Consider the following 15,381-nt stretch of genomic DNA (forward strand, 5'->3'; position numbering starts at 1 on the left):
CACGCTGTAGATCCCCACACCTCCCTGACTCGGCAGAAAGGCTTCAAGGTGGACGACTTTTACGCCGCCCGCAGCAGGACTATCCCGCCGCTACCGTGGTCGAATATTGCTCCGCCGTTCTCAGGCCACCGGATAAAGAGTCACTTGCATTATGCAAGTGACTATGGAACTCTGCAAGCATCATGTATCGCTGGAGACTCGAGTCATGACACATGCACTGGAAGGCGGCTGCCTATGCAGTTCTGTCCGTTATTCCGCCAAAGCCCAGCCTGTGATGGTCGGGCACTGTTATTGCGTCGACTGCCGCAAGAGCAGCGGCACGAGCCACTGCACCCATGCCGCCGTTCCAGACGCAAGCCTCTCGATGAGTGGCGAGTTAAGGTTCTACGAGCGCCCGGCCGACAGCGGCAACCTGGTCAGCAGGGGGTTCTGCCCGGCTTGCGGCTCGGCAATCCTCTCGCGCAATTCGGGCATGCCAGGAATGACTTTCATACGCGTCTCAAGCCTCGACGATCCCGAGGCGGTCGAACCGCAGATGACCGTCTATGCAGCTCGCGCCCCTTCATGGGCCGTGCTGGACCGCGCCAAGCCGGTCTTCGACATCATGCCCGAGGGCGGACCCGAAGCTGCGATGCCTGCGAGTTGAACCATGGCCTATGACGAAGAATTGGCTAGGCGCATGCGGTTGGCTGTGCCCGACGCTCTCGCCATTACCGAGAAGCGGATGATGGGCGGCGTGTGCTTCTTCCTCAACGGCAACATGATCGGCGGCGCCGATCAATCGAAGGAGGGCGAACGCAGGCTGATGTTCCGTGTCGGTAAAGCGAACGAGGCTGCAGCGAAATTGCCGGGCGGATTGCCGATGTTCCTGGGCGAACGGCCAATGCCGGGCTTCTACTTCGTCGATGCCGACCAATGCGACGACGCCTTGCTTGGGCAATGGCTGGCTGTCGCATTGGACCATGCCGGAAGCTTTCCGCCAAAATGAGCTGGCTGTCGGCAGAAACGGTGCATTTCCTCGCCGATCTGCGCGCGAACAACGATCGCGACTGGTTCGCGCGACACAAGAACCAGTACGAGCTAAGCCTGAAACAACCGGGCGAAGCTTTTGCTGCAGCAATGGCGAACGAGCTGGCATCCCGGCGAGGCACTCCGCACGACTATCGGATTTTCCGCATCCATCGCGATGTCCGCTTTTCGAGGGACAAGGCCCCGTTCAATGCACATCTCCACATCAGCTTTTCCAGCGCCGGTGGATGCAAGGATGGTGCGCCGGTCTGGATGTTCGGTCTCGATCATGATGGTCTGACCCTGGGCGCAGGCATCTTCGCATTTTCCGCGCATCAACTTGAGCGGTGGCGAGACCTGTGCGCTGCTCCGGCCGGGGAACGGATGATTGCAAAGCTGGGCACGATCGCCCGCGACGGCATTCGCCTGTCCGAACCCGAGCTTAAGCGCGTTCCTGCACCCTACCCGGCAGATCACCCACGCGGTGCTGAACTACGCCGCAAGGGGCTAACGGCCTGGATCGACAGGCTCGATCCATCGCTGGCGTTTGGCCCGGAAGGTGCCGCCCGCTGCGTCAAGTCGATTTCAGAATTGCAGGTGGTGTTCGAAACACTCACGGCGCTCGGTTAGTCTCTCGCCGCGCACCCGCCAGTCTTGCGGAATGATTTTTCCGCCGGGGTGTAACCAGGAGCACGCACGGTCCGAATAGCGGATTGTGAGGCGTGATTGCCTCCCAATCGAACGAAAAGGACCAATCATGAGTTCCACCATCAAAATCACCGCACTTGCTGCCTCGCTTGCTACCGCCGCGCTTCTCGCGTCGGCTCCCTCGCAGGCGGCGGGTGACCAGGCCGGCGCGAAAGAGAAGTGCTACGGCGTCGCGCTCAAGGGCCACAACGACTGCAAGGCCGGTCCTGGCACCAGCTGCGCGGGCACCGCGTCTGCCGACTATCAGGGCAACGCATGGAAGCTCGTTCCCGCAGGCACCTGCGTGACCCAAGGCGGCACGCTTGAAGCCCATGCCGGCAATGCCAGGCCGGTGCCGCATCGCGGCTAAACCGGGCGATCTATTCTGACCATCCCTTGAGCATCGGAGCACGTGAGCCATGATGAATTCAGCAAATCCGGTTTCCGGTCTCGCCATGGCGCTCGCCGGTGCTGCGATGCTGGCAGCTTGCGGGCCGACAAAGACCTCGGGCAATCCATCCGAAGCCGCAGCAACTCCCGCGGCGGCCAAGGTTGCAGAGCGCGAGAAGTGTTTCGGCGTGGCCCTGAAGGGGCACAATGACTGCAAGGCTGGTCCCGGAACAACCTGCGCGGGCACCGCAAAGGTCGATTATCAGGGCAACTCCTGGAAATTTGTCGATGCGGATACCTGCGTAAAGCAGGGCGGTACGCTTGAGGCACATTCCGAGAATACCCCTCCCGTCGCCCAGAAGGGCTGAAGCCTTTCGGGTCGCACCGGAAGCTGGCTGACATGAAACACCTGACCAAACTGCCCCCCTTGGCGGGAATTGGACTGAAGCCGGAGCATTACAGCTCCGTGCTCCAGTCCGTGTCAGCCAGCACTTCCGCTGAAGGCATGAATCCTGGCGACGCTCCGGGCTGGTTAGAGGTTCATCCGCAAAATTATTATGGCGCTGGCGGGCCGCCACATCGCTGGCTCTCGGCGATCGCGCAGCATCGTCCCTTGAGCTTTCATTCGGTCGGATTGTCGCTTGGCAGCGCCGCGGGCTGTGACCTTGAGGATCTGGAGCAATTGGCGGCGCTGTGTGAACGGTATGAACCGGCGATGGTTTCCGATCACCTGAGCTGGAGCGGCAGCGCCAGCAATCGTTACCCCGATCTCCTGCCGGTGCCTTACACCGACGAAGCACTGGGGCATTTCGTGACCCAGATCGCGGTGGTTCAGGATCGTCTGAAACGGCGCATCCTGATTGAGAATCCTTCACGCTACCTCGCCTTCGCGCGCGACGACATGGACGAAGTCGATTTCCTGCACCTGCTCTGCGAATTGAGCGGTTGTGGCATTCTGCTCGACATCAACAATATCGAGGTCTCCGCGACCAACCTGGGGTTTGACCCGCTCGGTATGATCGATGCAATCGATCCGGGCCTGGTCGGGGAAGTCCACCTCGCCGGTCATGCGCGCGAGGAGCACCCCGATGGCCCGCTCCTGATTGATGATCACGGCTCTGCCGTCTCCGATCTCACCTGGGCCTTGTTCGCCCGCTTCGTGACCCGCGCAGGCCGCCTACCGGTGCTGATCGAATGGGATACCGACGTCCCGGACTATGGCGTGCTGATGGGTGAAGCGCACAAGGCGGGGGCGATCATGCGCGAGCAGGACGCACTGTGCACGTGGGAGCTGGCTCATGCTCATGCTTGAAGCGGCGCAGACCGCCATGATGCAGGCGCTCGAATTTGGTCCGGGCGAACTTCCCGATGGGCTGTTTGCTGGAACGCGCGCGCGCGCACTGACCGGCATGAAGGTCCATGCCAACACGATTTCACATGCCCGGCTGGTCGCGCTGGAGGATACCTTTCCGCGCACCCGGGCACTGCTTGGTCACGAGCGGTTCAATGAACACTCCCGGCGGTTTGCTGCCTTGCCGGGAGTGACCGCCCGCACGCTCGCCCATATCGGGACAAGTTTCCCTGGCTTTCTCCGTGAGATCGGCGAGACGTGCGCGGCGGTCGATCTTGCCGAGTTCGAATGGCTATGGCTTGAGGCCTATCACGCGGCCGAAGGACAAGCGCTGCGCCTTGCCGCCCTGGCCGGGATCGACGAGAATGCCCTGCTCGATCTCACGATTGCGCAGCATCCGGCGGCAAGGATTATCCAGGCCGACCGCGCCGTACACCGGTTAATCGGCGAGGAAGTGCCAGGCCTTGCCGATGCCGACGCCATCCTGATCGCTCGGCCCGAAGCCGAAGTCCTCGTTTCGGCTGCGACATCTGTAATGGCAAAAGTGTTCACCGCGCTCGAATTTCCCGAAAGCATCGGTAACCTTTTCGCGAGCTCGTGCGAACCTGACTGTAAGGATCAAGTGCCTCCCGACGACTACATGCCTGCGCTGATTGCGCTGCTCGAGGCGGGTGCCCTGATCCAGCTTGAACAACAGGTGGGATGAATGACGCGGATTCTTTCTCTTTACGACCGGGCTGTTGCCCTAGTCGCGACAAAGCTGCCCGAGGGCTTGATGCTGCTGTTCATGCGCGTCGTCCTCGCCGGCATCTTCTGGCGCTCCGGGCAAACCAAGATCGCCGAAGGCACCTGGTTCACGATCAGCGATAATGCCTATGCGCTGTTCGAAACCGAATACAGCGGCGTTCCGCTTCCCAGCCATCTCGCTGCGGTTATGGCAGCAACGTCCGAACACCTCTTCCCGGTCTTGCTGGTGTTCGGCCTGTTCACGCGGGGCGCGGCGCTGGCGCTGCTGGGCATGACCATGGTCATCCAGATCTTCGTCTATCCCGACGCCTTCTGGACCGAGCATTCGCTCTGGATCGCCATGCAACTCGCACTGATCGTGCGCGGCGCCGGACTGTTCTCGCTCGATGCGCTGCTTTCGAAGTCCCGCAGGGCATGAGAGCAGACGAGCCTTCATTGGCCCGCCTCATGGCGATGGCCCAGCGGGGTGATCGGCAGGCCTACACGACGCTGCTCACCGAATGCCAGCGCTGGCTCAAATCCTATTTCGGACGCCGGGTCGCCCCATGCCATCTGGACGACCTGGTCCAGGAAACCCTGATGGCACTGCACCACAAGCTCGCGACCTGGGATTCGTCACGCGCCTTTCTGCCCTGGCTCGCGGCAATCGCGCGTTACCGGTGGGTAGACAGTTTGCGCCGGATCTACAGGGCAGCAGAGTCGGAACTTGTAGAAGAAATCGCCGGATTTGACGAAGAGCCAGCCATCGCGGCCCGAATTAGCCTGGAACGACTCTTCGCCCAGTTGCCCGACGCTCAGGCGCAGGCAATCGAACTGGTCAAGATCGAAGGACTGTCGGTTGCAGAAGCCGCCAGAGCCTGTGGTCAGACCGAAAGCCTGATAAAGGTCAACATTCACCGGGGGCTGAAGAAGCTCACCGCGATGATCGAGAAAGCTTGAAGCAGATGTCCCGTGATACAAATTCCCTGATCGCCGATCTGGTCGGCAGTCTCGAGCCGGTGAGGCCGCTGCGCCTGTCGAGCGGTCTTGGCTTCGCCCTTGCCGGTCTTGGCGTGACACTATCGGTTGTGACATTGCTGTTCGGCATTCGCCCTGACGTAATGGTAGGCAGCTTTGACCCGGTGTTCGTGCTGGCTACCGGACTGTTCCTGCTGCTCGGTCTGGCATCGTCGGTTACGGTCATTGTCATGAGCCGGCCCAGCGTCGGCAGCGACCATAGTGGCTGGCTGTGGGCTGCGGCCATGACTGCGCTGCTCCCGCTCACCGCCGTTATTATCGGAATGGGCCGCGGGAGCAGTGCATTCTCATCGACCGCTGCCGGACATGGCCTCGACTGCATGCTGGCGGGAAGCGTGCTCGGATCGCTGACCTTTGCGGTGCTGGTCTGGTGGCTGCGCCGGGGCGCACCAACGTCTCCGCAGCGGGCTGGCCTGCTTACCGGCGTGGCCGCCGGCAGCTTCGGGATCTTCGCTTTCTCATTTCACTGCGCCTACAGTGACATCGTCCATATCGGCGTGTGGCACAGCCTCGTCGTGGTAGTCGGCGGTGTTCTTGGCAGGATCGTTGTCCCGCGCCTTATCCGCTGGTGAACCGCGAAGCGGCACCTATCAGGTCAGGCAGCGGCCAATGCTTTGAGAAAACTGCGGATACGGCGGGCGTTCACACCAAGATCGCCCACGCCGACCCTGCTGACCGAGCGCATATCGACCACGCTGCCCTTACCGTCCGGTGCTGCCGAAATACGGATCACCACGTCGTCGTGAAACCGGATGTAGGAGACACTCGCGGTCGCCTCGATGTGCCCGCGGACAGGATCGGACACGGCAATCGCCCACCCCATGTCCCGCGCGATCCGAGTCGCATCGGCGGTTACAGCCGCCACCGGCTTGGCGATCGTCAGTGGCTTCAGGTCTCCATAGGCCGCGCGGTGAACGCTGCGCCAGTTTTCGAGCGTGCCGACGCCGGTCAGATTATCGCTGCGGAGCGTCAGCACCTCGAATTGCGGCGGATTGGCGAGATCGGTCGTAATGTCATGGATCGCAGGCGCCTTACCGGCGGCGAGCGGACGGGACACGAGGAACCCGACGAAGATCAGCGACAGGACAAGGCCGATCAACGCGGACCGGCGGCCCCGCCAAGTCTGTCTGCGCCCCACGACAAGCGCAATCGCACCCGCGAGAAGACCGAGCAGGGCAATCGCACCGCCGCCGAGCAGCGCCGAAAATCCGGCAAGCTTGCCGACCAGGTCGTAGCGCGCCAGCGAAAGACCGGCGAAGGCAAACGCGATTGCGCCAATGCCGAGGCCAATCGACAGTTTGCTCAGTCGCTCGGCCCATATGCTCCTGGTCATCGTCGGTCGCTCCGTCATTGGGTGGGCCAAGTCAGCAGGATTGCCATACGGGGTCAATCGCTGCGTCAGAATGTAAGAAGCTCCACCTCCGCGCGACAAATGGCAATTCGTGATAGGCGGGCCAACATGACGACGAGCAGACGTGTTATTCTTGCCGGCGGCGGCCATGCCCATCTTGCCGTACTCGCGGACTGGGCGAGAAAGCCGTTGCCGGACGCCGAATGCTGGCTTGTCACTACAGCGCAGCATACGGCTTACTCGGGCATGCTCCCGGGCTGGATGGTGGGGTATTATCGGGCGCACGAGCTTCTCATTGACCTCAAGCCGCTTGCCGAAAAGGCAGGCGCGAAGCTGGTGTTAGCCGATGTTGTCGGGCTCAATGCCGCCGCCCGAACGATTACGCTCTCAACGGGAGAGCAAGTCCGGTACGACTTGCTATCGCTGGCCACGGGCGGGGAGACTGACATATCGTGCCTCGCCGCGCTTGGCGGCCGGTTGCTTGCCGCAAAACCGGTGGATGCGTTCATGGAACACTGGTCTGCGCTTCTCGACCGCGCGAGCCTGCTAACGCCGATGCAGGTTGCCATCGTCGGCGGCGGTGCAGCTGGGGTCGAACTGGCGCTTGCAGCGAGCGCGGCACTGGGCCGACTCTACGGACACAGCCAGGTAACACTTGTCACGCCAAGCGAGCAATTCCTCGAAGGGCACCCCGCCGGGGTCCGGCGCAGGGCGCTGGCTGAATTGGAGAGGCGAGGGGTTGTCCTGCATCTTGCCCAGGCGGCAGGCGAGGAAGCCGGCCTACTCCTTTCAAACGGCACCTTTATTCCTTGCGATGGCGTCATCGCCGCGACAGGCAGCCGCGCGCCGCAGTGGCTCGCGAGATCGGGCCTGGAGCTCAGCAACGATGGCTTTGTCGCCGTGGGCGGCGATCTGCGCAGCCCCTCCCATTCTGCAATTTTCGCAGCGGGCGACATCATTGCCCGAACCGATCGGCCGGTCGCACGCTCGGGCGTTCACGCAGTAAAAGCCGGACCGATCCTCGCCTCCAATCTGCGCGCAGCGCTCGGGGGCGGTGCGCTCAAGCAGTACATTCCGCGCAGCCGCACGCTCTATCTGCTCGCCACCGGTGATCAGCGCGCCATACTGTCCTGGGGACCGTTTTCGGCGACCGGCCGGTTCGTCTGGCGCCTCAAGGACTGGATCGACCGGCACTTCGTCGCGAGCTACACCGAAAGGGCAAACGACGGACAACAAGAAACGGGAATTGGCTATGCCTGAAGTAACGACGTTCGATCGCCACAAACTTGAAATTTTCAATTGGCCTGAATTGATGCAGCACTTCGGGCCGCTGGCGCAGCTTTGTCTCGGGAGCGGCGAACTGTCCCGGCAATTGAAGCAGGAGGCCTTCATGCTTCTGAGCCTTGCGTCTGGGTGTCGGCATTGCCAGGCGCATGGCGGTTACGGCCTGCATCTCGAAGGCGCACCGGTCGAACGGATCCAGGCCTTGTGGGACTTCGAGCGATCAGACCAGTTCTCCGATGCTGAACGTGCGGTCTACTATTTCGCCCTGGCAGCCGGCTCTTCACCCAACGCGGCGACCCCTGATCACTATGCCGAACTACGCGAATATTACTCCGACAGCCAGATTACCGAGCTTCTCGGCGTGGTCGCGATGAGCGGATTTCTCAATCGCTACAGCGACACACTGGCGGTTGTGACCGATCAGGAATCGGTCGACTGGGCCTTGCAAACCCTTGGACCGGTGGGGTGGACCCAAGGCAAGCACATGGGCGCAGCTGTCGAGCAACGCGCTGGTTTTCCGCACATGCGCAAGGGCTGAAAATGGAATCCCGCATAGCCGATGAGGACGAGATGAGCGCCTGCGGTTCGCGCCGGATCGAAGGCTGCGCGTGTGCATGGCTCTCGCGGCGATGACCACGGAAGGCAGAACATCATGCTGAAGGAAATGATCAACAAAGCTGTGGCGTGGAATGCCCTGCGCGTCTCCTTATTCGTCGGCACCTGCCTCAATGCCATCAACCAGGGCAGTGCGATCTGGCATGGTTCTGGCGTCGAATGGGGAAAGGTCGTGCTCAACTATGTGGTCCCTTATCTGGTCGCGAGCTACAGCGCCGCCAAGGCGCGCAGGTCGATGGGCGTCTGAATGGAGCAACTGACCCAGCCACACAGCGACTTTGCTTCCGCCGATCCGGTATTCATAGCCAGGGTCCGCGAAGACATGCTGCGCTTCGCACGCCAGCAGCTCGGCAACGACGACGAGGCGGAGGACGCAGTTCAGGAAGCACTCGCCGGCGCACTGAAGAATTCGGACAACTTCCGGGGCGAAGCCGCGCTCAAGACCTGGATCATTGCCATCCTCAAGAACAAGATCGCCGACATTCTGCGCCAACGCCAGCGCCGCCCGATCAACGCGAGCCAATTGACGACGGAGGAACTGGACGGCCCACTTCCCGCCGTGTTCGACCAGAAGGGCATGTGGCGCGACGCGACCCGGCCCGCGCGCTGGGAGGACCCCGAGGCCGATTTGCATTCGCGGCAATTTCTGGCCGTGTTCGACGCCTGCCTGGGCCGCCTGCCGCCGCAACAAGGGCGCGTATTCCTGATGCGCGAAGTTGTCGAACTGGACACTCCGGAAATCTGTTCGGAGCTCGGGCTGTCGGTCTCGAACGTGCATGTCATCCTGCACCGCGCGCGGCTCGGGCTGCGCGCCTGCCTGCAGGTTCACTGGCTTCAGGAGGAAGCGCGATGATGTTGGACTGCCACGATGCAACCTTCCTCATGTCGCAGGGCCGTGAGCGCGAATTGACCTTTTCGGAACGCATGAAGCTGCGCCTCCATGTCGGCATGTGCCGGGGCTGCGCGAATTTCGAGAAGCAACTGCCCCTGCTTGGTACGGCCGCTCGCCAGCTTGCTGCAGCCCCGGATCGCAAGCCGGATGGACAGGATGTGTAAGGACAAGGCGCATCCGGCGACAAAGGGACCATGGCCTCCGCCGAAAGGAACCCTCAGTTGAAACGCCTTGTTCTGGTTCTTGTGCTGGCTTTAGCCCTGGCCGCGTGGTTCTTGCTGGACCTCGGGCAATATCTGACGCTCGACACCCTCAAGCAGCAGCAGCAGGCGATCGAGAGTTTCTACCAGGCCAACCCGCTGCTGGTGCTCGCCCTGTTCTTCGCGATTTACGTGATCCTGACCGCGCTTTCGGTTCCCGGAGCGGTCATCCTGACACTTGCTGCGGGAGCGATTTTCGGGGTGACGACCGGGACTCTGGTCGTGTCCTTCGCCTCGAGCATCGGCGCAACGCTGGCCTTCCTCGCCTCGCGTTACCTGTTCCACGATGCCGTCCAGACGCGCTTCAGCGCGCGGTTGCGGCCGGTGAACGAAGGCGTGGCGCGCGACGGGGCGTTCTACCTGTTTTCGCTGCGTCTGGTCCCGGTCTTCCCGTTTTTCGCGGTCAATCTGCTCATGGGCCTGACCCCGATCCGGACCTGGACCTATTACTGGGTCAGCCAGGTCGGCATGCTTTTGGGCACCGTCGTCTATGTGAATGCAGGCACTCAGCTGGCGCGGATCGAGGCGCTGTCCGATGCGGCCTCGCCGGGCCTGCTCGCCTCGTTTGCGGCGCTTGGGGCTCTGCCGTGGCTCGGAAAGTGGATCATGGCGGCCATCAAGCGCCGCCGCGTCTATGCCCGCTGGACGAGGCCCAGGCGGTTCGATCGCAACCTTGTGGTGATCGGTGCCGGTGCGGCCGGCCTCGTATCCTCGCTGATCGGGGCAACCGTTCGGGCCGAGGTCACGCTGGTCGAAGCCTCCAAGATGGGGGGCGATTGCCTCAACTATGGCTGCGTGCCCTCAAAAGCCCTGATCAAGTCGGCGCGGATTGCCGAAGCGATGCGCCATGCCGACCGCTATGGCCTGGAGGGCATCGACCCTCGCTTCAGCTTTAAGGCGGTGATGGGGCGCGTGCATGACATCATTGCCGCTGTCGAACCGCACGACAGTGTCGAGCGCTACACCGGCCTCGGCGTCGATGTGGTGAAGGGCTATGCGACGATCGTCGATCCCTGGACGGTCGAGATCGCGCGCGAGGACGGGACGAGCCAGCGGCTGACCACCCGTTCGATCATTATTGCCGCAGGCGCCGAACCGCTGGTTCCCGACCTCCCTGGCCTTGCCCATTCGGGCTATCTCACCAGCGACACTCTGTGGGAGGAGTTCGCTCGCCTCGACCAGATGCCCCGCCGCATTGTCGTGCTGGGCGGCGGCCCGATCGGTTCGGAGCTTAGCCAGGCCTTCGCACGGCTCGGCGCGGACGTGACCCAGGTCGAGCGCGGCGAGCGGCTGCTCCCGCGCGAGGACCGCGATGTATCGGACCTCGCGCGCACCGCGCAAGAGACGTCCGGCGTGAGAGTGCTGACCGGACACGAGGCCCTGCGCGTCGAGAACGCTGCGGAAAGGCAACTGGTCGTTTCGAGCGGCGACGAAGAGACTGCTATCGGATTTGACGCACTGATCGTGGCGGTGGGGCGCAAGGCGCGGCTCTCGGGCTATGGGCTCGAGGAACTGGGCATCGAGACTGAGCGCACCGTGGTCACCGACGACTATCTCGCGACAATCTACCCCAACATCTATGCCGCCGGCGACGTCGCGGGTCCCTACCAGTTCACGCACACCGCAGCCCATCAGGCCTGGTTCGCCAGCGTGAACGCCCTGTTCGGCCAGTTCTGGCGCTTCAAGGCCGACTACCGGGTCATTCCCTGGACCACTTTCATTGACCCCGAAGTCGCCCGCGTCGGCCTCAACGAACAGGAAGCCGCCGAAAAAGGCGTACCTCATGAAGTCACAGTCTTTCCGATACACGAGCTTGACCGCGCGATCGCGGACAGTGCCACAACGGGTTTCGTCAAAGTGCTGACCCCGCCAGGCAAGGATCGCATCCTGGGCGCCACCATAGTCGCTGATCATGCCGGCGAACTGCTTGCCGAATATGTGCTGGCGATGAAACACGGGCTTGGCCTGAACAAGATCATGGCGACGATCCACACCTACCCAACCATGGCGGAGGCGAACAAATATGCCGCCGGGGAATGGAAGCGGAAGCATGCGCCCGAAGGCCTGCTCCGGCTGGTAGCGCGGTATCACGCTTGGCGGCGGGGGTAAGACTTGCAACCACGATCAATGTCGATTGAGAGCATCGATGATCGGACAGTCAGGGACATTCTTGCCCGAGCATTCCGCCAAGGTTGCCGCCAGGATCGCTTCAATGCGCTGCAGTTCGTTAATACGGCGGTGCACATCATCAAGGTGGGTCTTGGTTCGTGCCATGACTTCGCCGCAGGTTTGCGTTCCTGTGTCCGTTAGCGAGAGCAGGGACCGCACTTCTTCCATCGCAAATCCAAGGGCGCGCGCGCGCAGGATGAACTGCAACCGTTGCACCAGTTCTGACGAATAGATCCGGTAGCCATTGGCGCTGCGCGGCGGCGCGGGCAGCAATCCGACCTTTTCGTAATAGCGGACAGTTTCGAGATTGCAGCCGGTTTTCCAGGCGAGCTGGGCACGCAGAATGCCGCCTTGCGGTTTCATGAAATTACCTCTTGAGCCTGTAGTCACTACAGAGCTTACACTGCGAATCACCAAGTCGAAAGAAAGGATTTATGCCGTGGCCTCAACGCCTGAGCAGGGACACCCCGCCACTCCTAAACCTGCGAAGGGCGAGCGGACGAACTGGCTCGCCGCGAGCGCCCTGATTGGCGCGGGGCTGGCCTCGGCCTGCTGTGTCGTGCCGTTGCTGCTCGTCACACTTGGCATTTCCGGCGCGTGGATTGCCAATCTGACGGCACTCGAACCATACAAGCCCTATGTCGCTGCAGTGACTCTCACGCTGCTCGGGTTTGGCTTTTGGCATGTCTATTTTAAGCCGAAGCCCCCGTGCGAGGACGGTTCTCGCTGCGCCCGGCCGCAATCGGCGCGCACCACCAAAGCACTGCTGTGGCTGGGACTGGCCATCGTCATCCTCGCGCTCACCATCGGTTGGTGGGCTCCCTGGTTCTACTGAAAGGAAACACCCATGAAAAAGACTTTGCTCATCGGGCTGGCCGTGATCGCAGTGGCAGGCGGCGGGGTCGCATTTGCACTTGGCGGCACGATCCAGAGCCGGCCAGCGGCAATAGGCGCGCAAGCGCAAACTACCTTCGCAATCGAGAGCATGACCTGCGCCACCTGCCCGATCACAGTGCGCAAGGCGATGGAAGGTGTGGCCGGGGTGAGCGCAGTCAGCGTTGACTTCAACGCCAAGACCGCACGGGCGACCTATGATCCCCGCCGAACCAATGTGGGGGCAATCGTCGCGGCATCGACCAACGCAGGCTATCCGGCGCACGCTGTTCAAAACTGAAAGCATCTGACGCCCTTGGCGTCAGAAAAAGGTGACATTTGATGACCGACTGTTGCAACCGGACTTCGCTGGATGGATTTGATGTGGCCGTTGTCGGCGCAGGCTCTGCGGGCTTCTCCGCCGCGATCACCGCTGCGGAGCTGGGTGCGAAAGTCGCGTTGATCGGCCACGGAATGATCGGCGGCACCTGCGTCAATGTCGGCTGCGTCCCCTCCAAGACGCTGATCCGCGCAGCGGAAGCGGTGCATGGCGGCACGGCTGCACGGCGTTTTCCAGGGCTTGGCGGCAGCGTGCACCTTGATGACTGGAGCGCACTTGCCGCGTCGAAAGACGCACTGGTTGGTGAACTTCGCCAGAAGAAATATGTCGATCTTCTGCCCGCCTATGCAGGGGTGAGCTATATCGAAGGAATGGTGCGGTTAGCCGGGAGCGAACTGCTGGTCGATGATGCGCCGATGCAGGCCGGCAAGGTGATCCTTGCGACGGGCGCGCGCGCCGCCGTGCCGCCGATACCGGGGCTGGACGATGTGCCTTACCTGACCAGCACTTCGGCTCTGGCACTTGAGCATCTGCCCAAGTCGCTGCTGGTGATCGGCGGCGGCGTGATCGGGGTGGAGCTGGGGCAGATGTTTGCGCGCCTGGGTGTTGCTATCACGATCTGCTGCCGCAGCCGCCTGCTGCCCGAAATGGACCTGGAAATCAGCGCCGCTCTGCAAAGCTATCTTGAAGCCGAGGGTGTAAGGGTGTGTGCGGGGATCGGTTATCGGCGGATCGAGCAGACCGATGGCGGCGTGGTGCTGACCTGCGAAGCCTTGTCGTGCGATGACGAAGGCCAATGTGATACGGTTGCAACGGCACAAACGATCAGGGCGGAAAAGGTGCTCATCGCCACCGGACGGCGGCCCAACAGCGATGGGCTGGGGCTGGGTGAGCGCGGCATATCGCTTGGCCGGGGCGGCGGAATCATCGTTGACGACTATCTCGAAACGTCCGTCCCCGGCATTTACGCAGCGGGCGATGTCACGGGCCGGGACCAGTTTGTCTATATGGCCGCTTATGGCGCGAAGCTGGCTGCGCGCAATGCGATCGAAGGCAATCAGCACCGCTACGACAATAGCGCCATGCCGGCGGTGGTGTTCACCGATCCGCAGGTCGCCACCGTCGGTCTGACCGAAACGGCAGCGCGAGTACTAGGAATGGATGTTAAGGTGTCGCTCCTGCCGCTCGATGCTGTGCCACGGGCGTTAGCCGCACGCGACACGCGCGGCCTCATCAAGCTGGTCGCTGACAATGGAACCGACCGATTGCTGGGCGGCCAGATCTTGGCGCCCGAAGGCGCGGATGCGATCCAGACACTGGTGCTGGCACTCAAGCACGCCATGACGGCAGCCGAGCTTGGCGCTACCATCTTTCCCTATCTTACCACGGTGGAAAGCCTGAAACTCGCCGCACAGACGTTTGACAAGGACATAGCAAAGCTGTCCTGCTGCGCGGGTTAAAGGAAGAGTCCAAGAATTCACATTCGCAAGGACACATGCATCGACCGATGTGTACGCAGGTACCTTCAGTCCGGGCCGACCTGTCGAGCTGCAGGACAGATCGGATGTAACCCTCATCGGCATTCAGACGAACTACCGATTATGAGCAACAGATGGACAAAGCGCGCAAGCCGCAATCTTCGGGGGATTACTGAACTCGGGGCCAGTCGCATGCTCGCGCTTGGGTTTGTTGCAATTGGTGCGACATCGGCATTTGCATGGTTGCGGGGCGAAACCGGCAGCGCCGCCTTTGCAGCAAGCGGAGCCTCCATGGTTGCCATCCTATTGCTGCTGCCGCTGCGCTGCCAGCTTGACCCTTGTCAGCGATGAGTTTGCTGTGTGCAGTTTGAAGCCTGCTGTCATGCTGTAACCTTTGAGGCACTTCGAACGAACCTCACCGTATGAACCGACTGCTTTCATTACAGATGGCGCTTTGTGTCGTGGTCGATTTTAAGCGCCGCCCGCCGGTTCCCCGTACCGATCCGATCCTGACCCCGAAAGGACCGCCATGTTCCGTCTGATCAAGAATTTCTTCGCCATGCTAGCCATGCTGGTAGCCGTGCCTGCTTTGGCCAATCCTGGCTGGACTACCTATTCGCCCGATGCCTTTTCCAGGGCACAGGCATCGGGAAAAACCATCGTTGTCGATGTTCACGCGACCTGGTGTCCGACATGCCGTGCGCAAGAGCCCATTCTGGACGCACTTCGCAGCGAACCACGACTGAAGAATGCGATCTTCGTAAAAGTGGATTTTGACACCGAAAAGGCCTTCTTGCGGCAACATCGCATCCCACGTCAGTCGACGGTCCTGGTCTTCAAGGGGACGCGCGAAACAGCCCGTTCCATTGCCGAAACGAGGCCAGAGCAGCTGCGCGCGGCCGTGCTAGGCGGCGTCTGA

Annotated in this window: 22 protein-coding genes; 20 read left to right on the forward strand and 2 right to left on the reverse strand. The window is 61.9% G+C overall.

Features of this window, described 5'->3' with window-relative positions:
- The first annotated feature begins 205 nt into the window (after positions 1-205).
- The 10 genes from Q4610_RS19260 (at position 206) to Q4610_RS19305 (ending at position 5,772) form a co-directional block, all read left to right on the forward strand.
- A complete protein-coding gene (locus Q4610_RS19260; protein ID WP_304537490.1) occupies positions 206-646 on the forward strand; it encodes a GFA family protein in 441 nt (146 codons plus the stop codon).
- A 3-nt stretch (positions 647-649) separates the two neighbouring features.
- On the forward strand, positions 650-988 hold the full coding sequence (locus Q4610_RS19265) for a TfoX/Sxy family protein (protein ID WP_304537491.1): 339 nt from the start codon (positions 650-652) through the stop codon (positions 986-988).
- A complete protein-coding gene (locus Q4610_RS19270) occupies positions 985-1,638 on the forward strand; it encodes a DUF2461 domain-containing protein (protein ID WP_304537492.1) in 654 nt (217 codons plus the stop codon). Before Q4610_RS19265 ends, Q4610_RS19270 begins: the two co-directional genes overlap by 4 nt.
- A 127-nt stretch (positions 1,639-1,765) precedes the next feature.
- Positions 1,766-2,065, forward strand: a complete 300-nt coding sequence (locus tag Q4610_RS19275; protein ID WP_304537493.1) for a BufA1 family periplasmic bufferin-type metallophore — start codon at positions 1,766-1,768, stop codon at positions 2,063-2,065.
- Between the two features lie 49 nt (positions 2,066-2,114).
- Complete coding sequence (locus Q4610_RS19280; protein ID WP_304537494.1) at positions 2,115-2,453, forward strand: BufA1 family periplasmic bufferin-type metallophore; 339 nt, start codon at positions 2,115-2,117, stop codon at positions 2,451-2,453.
- A 32-nt stretch (positions 2,454-2,485) separates the two neighbouring features.
- Positions 2,486-3,397: an MNIO family bufferin maturase gene (bufB, locus tag Q4610_RS19285; protein ID WP_304537495.1), complete on the forward strand. Its 912-nt coding sequence runs from the start codon at positions 2,486-2,488 to the stop codon at positions 3,395-3,397.
- The gene (locus Q4610_RS19290) at positions 3,384-4,142 is read left to right on the forward strand and encodes an HvfC/BufC family peptide modification chaperone (protein WP_304537496.1); all 759 of its coding nucleotides are present in this window, start codon (positions 3,384-3,386) and stop codon (positions 4,140-4,142) included. The genes bufB and Q4610_RS19290 overlap by 14 nt, the downstream gene beginning before the upstream one ends.
- Positions 4,143-4,601, forward strand: a complete 459-nt coding sequence (locus Q4610_RS19295; protein WP_304537497.1) for a DoxX family protein — start codon at positions 4,143-4,145, stop codon at positions 4,599-4,601.
- Entirely contained in the window at positions 4,598-5,122 is a 525-nt protein-coding gene (locus Q4610_RS19300; protein ID WP_304537498.1) for a sigma-70 family RNA polymerase sigma factor, read from the forward strand. Before Q4610_RS19295 ends, Q4610_RS19300 begins: the two co-directional genes overlap by 4 nt.
- A gap of 5 nt (positions 5,123-5,127) precedes the next feature.
- The gene (locus tag Q4610_RS19305; RefSeq protein ID WP_304537532.1) at positions 5,128-5,772 is read left to right on the forward strand and encodes a DUF1109 domain-containing protein; all 645 of its coding nucleotides are present in this window, start codon (positions 5,128-5,130) and stop codon (positions 5,770-5,772) included.
- A gap of 23 nt (positions 5,773-5,795) precedes the next feature.
- On the opposite strand, the gene Q4610_RS19310 is transcribed toward Q4610_RS19305, so the two are convergent.
- Positions 5,796-6,533 carry a DUF1499 domain-containing protein gene (locus Q4610_RS19310; RefSeq protein WP_304537499.1) on the reverse strand — a complete coding sequence of 246 codons (738 nt, stop codon included), beginning with the start codon at positions 6,531-6,533 and terminating at the stop codon, positions 5,796-5,798.
- Between the two features lie 126 nt (positions 6,534-6,659).
- On the opposite strand from Q4610_RS19310, the gene Q4610_RS19315 reads away from it, so the two are divergent.
- The 6 genes from Q4610_RS19315 to Q4610_RS19340 all read left to right on the forward strand — a co-directional run bounded on the left by Q4610_RS19315 (position 6,660) and on the right by Q4610_RS19340 (position 11,711).
- Positions 6,660-7,811: an FAD-dependent oxidoreductase gene (locus Q4610_RS19315; protein ID WP_304537500.1), complete on the forward strand. Its 1,152-nt coding sequence runs from the start codon at positions 6,660-6,662 to the stop codon at positions 7,809-7,811.
- On the forward strand, positions 7,804-8,373 hold the full coding sequence (locus tag Q4610_RS19320) for a carboxymuconolactone decarboxylase family protein (protein WP_304537501.1): 570 nt from the start codon (positions 7,804-7,806) through the stop codon (positions 8,371-8,373). Before Q4610_RS19315 ends, Q4610_RS19320 begins: the two co-directional genes overlap by 8 nt.
- A gap of 114 nt (positions 8,374-8,487) precedes the next feature.
- Entirely contained in the window at positions 8,488-8,697 is a 210-nt protein-coding gene (gene nrtS / locus Q4610_RS19325; RefSeq protein ID WP_304537502.1) for a nitrate/nitrite transporter NrtS, read from the forward strand.
- Positions 8,698-9,303, forward strand: a complete 606-nt coding sequence (locus tag Q4610_RS19330) for a sigma-70 family RNA polymerase sigma factor (RefSeq protein WP_304537503.1) — start codon at positions 8,698-8,700, stop codon at positions 9,301-9,303.
- Positions 9,300-9,506, forward strand: coding sequence for an anti-sigma factor family protein (locus Q4610_RS19335; RefSeq protein ID WP_304537504.1), 207 nt, complete (start codon positions 9,300-9,302; stop codon positions 9,504-9,506). Before Q4610_RS19330 ends, Q4610_RS19335 begins: the two co-directional genes overlap by 4 nt.
- Positions 9,507-9,563: 57 nt before the next feature.
- Positions 9,564-11,711 carry an FAD-dependent oxidoreductase gene (locus tag Q4610_RS19340; RefSeq protein ID WP_304537505.1) on the forward strand — a complete coding sequence of 716 codons (2,148 nt, stop codon included), beginning with the start codon at positions 9,564-9,566 and terminating at the stop codon, positions 11,709-11,711.
- 15 nt (positions 11,712-11,726) lie between these two features.
- On the opposite strand, the gene Q4610_RS19345 is transcribed toward Q4610_RS19340, so the two are convergent.
- Positions 11,727-12,134, reverse strand: coding sequence for a MerR family transcriptional regulator (locus Q4610_RS19345; RefSeq protein ID WP_304537506.1), 408 nt, complete (start codon positions 12,132-12,134; stop codon positions 11,727-11,729).
- Between Q4610_RS19345 and Q4610_RS19350 the strand changes: the two genes are divergently transcribed.
- The 4 genes from Q4610_RS19350 to Q4610_RS19365 all read left to right on the forward strand — a co-directional run bounded on the left by Q4610_RS19350 (position 12,133) and on the right by Q4610_RS19365 (position 15,381).
- Positions 12,133-12,606, forward strand: a complete 474-nt coding sequence (locus tag Q4610_RS19350; RefSeq protein ID WP_304537507.1) for a mercuric transporter MerT family protein — start codon at positions 12,133-12,135, stop codon at positions 12,604-12,606. The two genes, Q4610_RS19345 and Q4610_RS19350, sit on opposite strands and share 2 nt — an antisense overlap.
- A gap of 12 nt (positions 12,607-12,618) precedes the next feature.
- Entirely contained in the window at positions 12,619-12,945 is a 327-nt protein-coding gene (locus Q4610_RS19355; RefSeq protein ID WP_304537508.1) for a heavy-metal-associated domain-containing protein, read from the forward strand.
- 41 nt (positions 12,946-12,986) lie between these two features.
- Positions 12,987-14,444, forward strand: a complete 1,458-nt coding sequence (gene merA / locus Q4610_RS19360) for a mercury(II) reductase (RefSeq protein ID WP_304537509.1) — start codon at positions 12,987-12,989, stop codon at positions 14,442-14,444.
- A 547-nt stretch (positions 14,445-14,991) separates the two neighbouring features.
- Positions 14,992-15,381: a thioredoxin family protein gene (locus Q4610_RS19365; RefSeq protein ID WP_304537510.1), complete on the forward strand. Its 390-nt coding sequence runs from the start codon at positions 14,992-14,994 to the stop codon at positions 15,379-15,381.

It is taken from the genome of Sphingobium cyanobacteriorum (assembly GCF_030580935.1).
Taxonomy (GTDB): Bacteria; Pseudomonadota; Alphaproteobacteria; order Sphingomonadales; family Sphingomonadaceae; genus Sphingobium; species Sphingobium cyanobacteriorum.

Coding starts and splice junctions, on each gene's coding strand:
- Q4610_RS19315 (WP_304537500.1), top strand. CDS start 6,660: ATGACGACGAGCAGACGTGTTATTCTTGCCGGCGGCGGCCATGCCCAT.
- Q4610_RS19345 (WP_304537506.1), bottom strand. CDS start 12,134: ATGAAACCGCAAGGCGGCATTCTGCGTGCCCAGCTCGCCTGGAAAACC.
- Q4610_RS19265 (WP_304537491.1), top strand. CDS start 650: ATGGCCTATGACGAAGAATTGGCTAGGCGCATGCGGTTGGCTGTGCCC.
- Q4610_RS19330 (WP_304537503.1), top strand. CDS start 8,698: ATGGAGCAACTGACCCAGCCACACAGCGACTTTGCTTCCGCCGATCCG.
- Q4610_RS19300 (WP_304537498.1), top strand. CDS start 4,598: ATGAGAGCAGACGAGCCTTCATTGGCCCGCCTCATGGCGATGGCCCAG.
- Q4610_RS19335 (WP_304537504.1), top strand. CDS start 9,300: ATGATGTTGGACTGCCACGATGCAACCTTCCTCATGTCGCAGGGCCGT.
- bufB (WP_304537495.1), top strand. CDS start 2,486: ATGAAACACCTGACCAAACTGCCCCCCTTGGCGGGAATTGGACTGAAG.
- Q4610_RS19320 (WP_304537501.1), top strand. CDS start 7,804: ATGCCTGAAGTAACGACGTTCGATCGCCACAAACTTGAAATTTTCAAT.
- Q4610_RS19260 (WP_304537490.1), top strand. CDS start 206: ATGACACATGCACTGGAAGGCGGCTGCCTATGCAGTTCTGTCCGTTAT.
- Q4610_RS19290 (WP_304537496.1), top strand. CDS start 3,384: ATGCTCATGCTTGAAGCGGCGCAGACCGCCATGATGCAGGCGCTCGAA.
- Q4610_RS19280 (WP_304537494.1), top strand. CDS start 2,115: ATGATGAATTCAGCAAATCCGGTTTCCGGTCTCGCCATGGCGCTCGCC.
- Q4610_RS19350 (WP_304537507.1), top strand. CDS start 12,133: ATGAAATTACCTCTTGAGCCTGTAGTCACTACAGAGCTTACACTGCGA.
- Q4610_RS19295 (WP_304537497.1), top strand. CDS start 4,143: ATGACGCGGATTCTTTCTCTTTACGACCGGGCTGTTGCCCTAGTCGCG.
- Q4610_RS19365 (WP_304537510.1), top strand. CDS start 14,992: ATGTTCCGTCTGATCAAGAATTTCTTCGCCATGCTAGCCATGCTGGTA.
- Q4610_RS19355 (WP_304537508.1), top strand. CDS start 12,619: ATGAAAAAGACTTTGCTCATCGGGCTGGCCGTGATCGCAGTGGCAGGC.
- Q4610_RS19275 (WP_304537493.1), top strand. CDS start 1,766: ATGAGTTCCACCATCAAAATCACCGCACTTGCTGCCTCGCTTGCTACC.
- merA (WP_304537509.1), top strand. CDS start 12,987: ATGACCGACTGTTGCAACCGGACTTCGCTGGATGGATTTGATGTGGCC.
- Q4610_RS19305 (WP_304537532.1), top strand. CDS start 5,128: ATGTCCCGTGATACAAATTCCCTGATCGCCGATCTGGTCGGCAGTCTC.
- Q4610_RS19270 (WP_304537492.1), top strand. CDS start 985: ATGAGCTGGCTGTCGGCAGAAACGGTGCATTTCCTCGCCGATCTGCGC.
- nrtS (WP_304537502.1), top strand. CDS start 8,488: ATGCTGAAGGAAATGATCAACAAAGCTGTGGCGTGGAATGCCCTGCGC.
- Q4610_RS19310 (WP_304537499.1), bottom strand. CDS start 6,533: ATGACCAGGAGCATATGGGCCGAGCGACTGAGCAAACTGTCGATTGGC.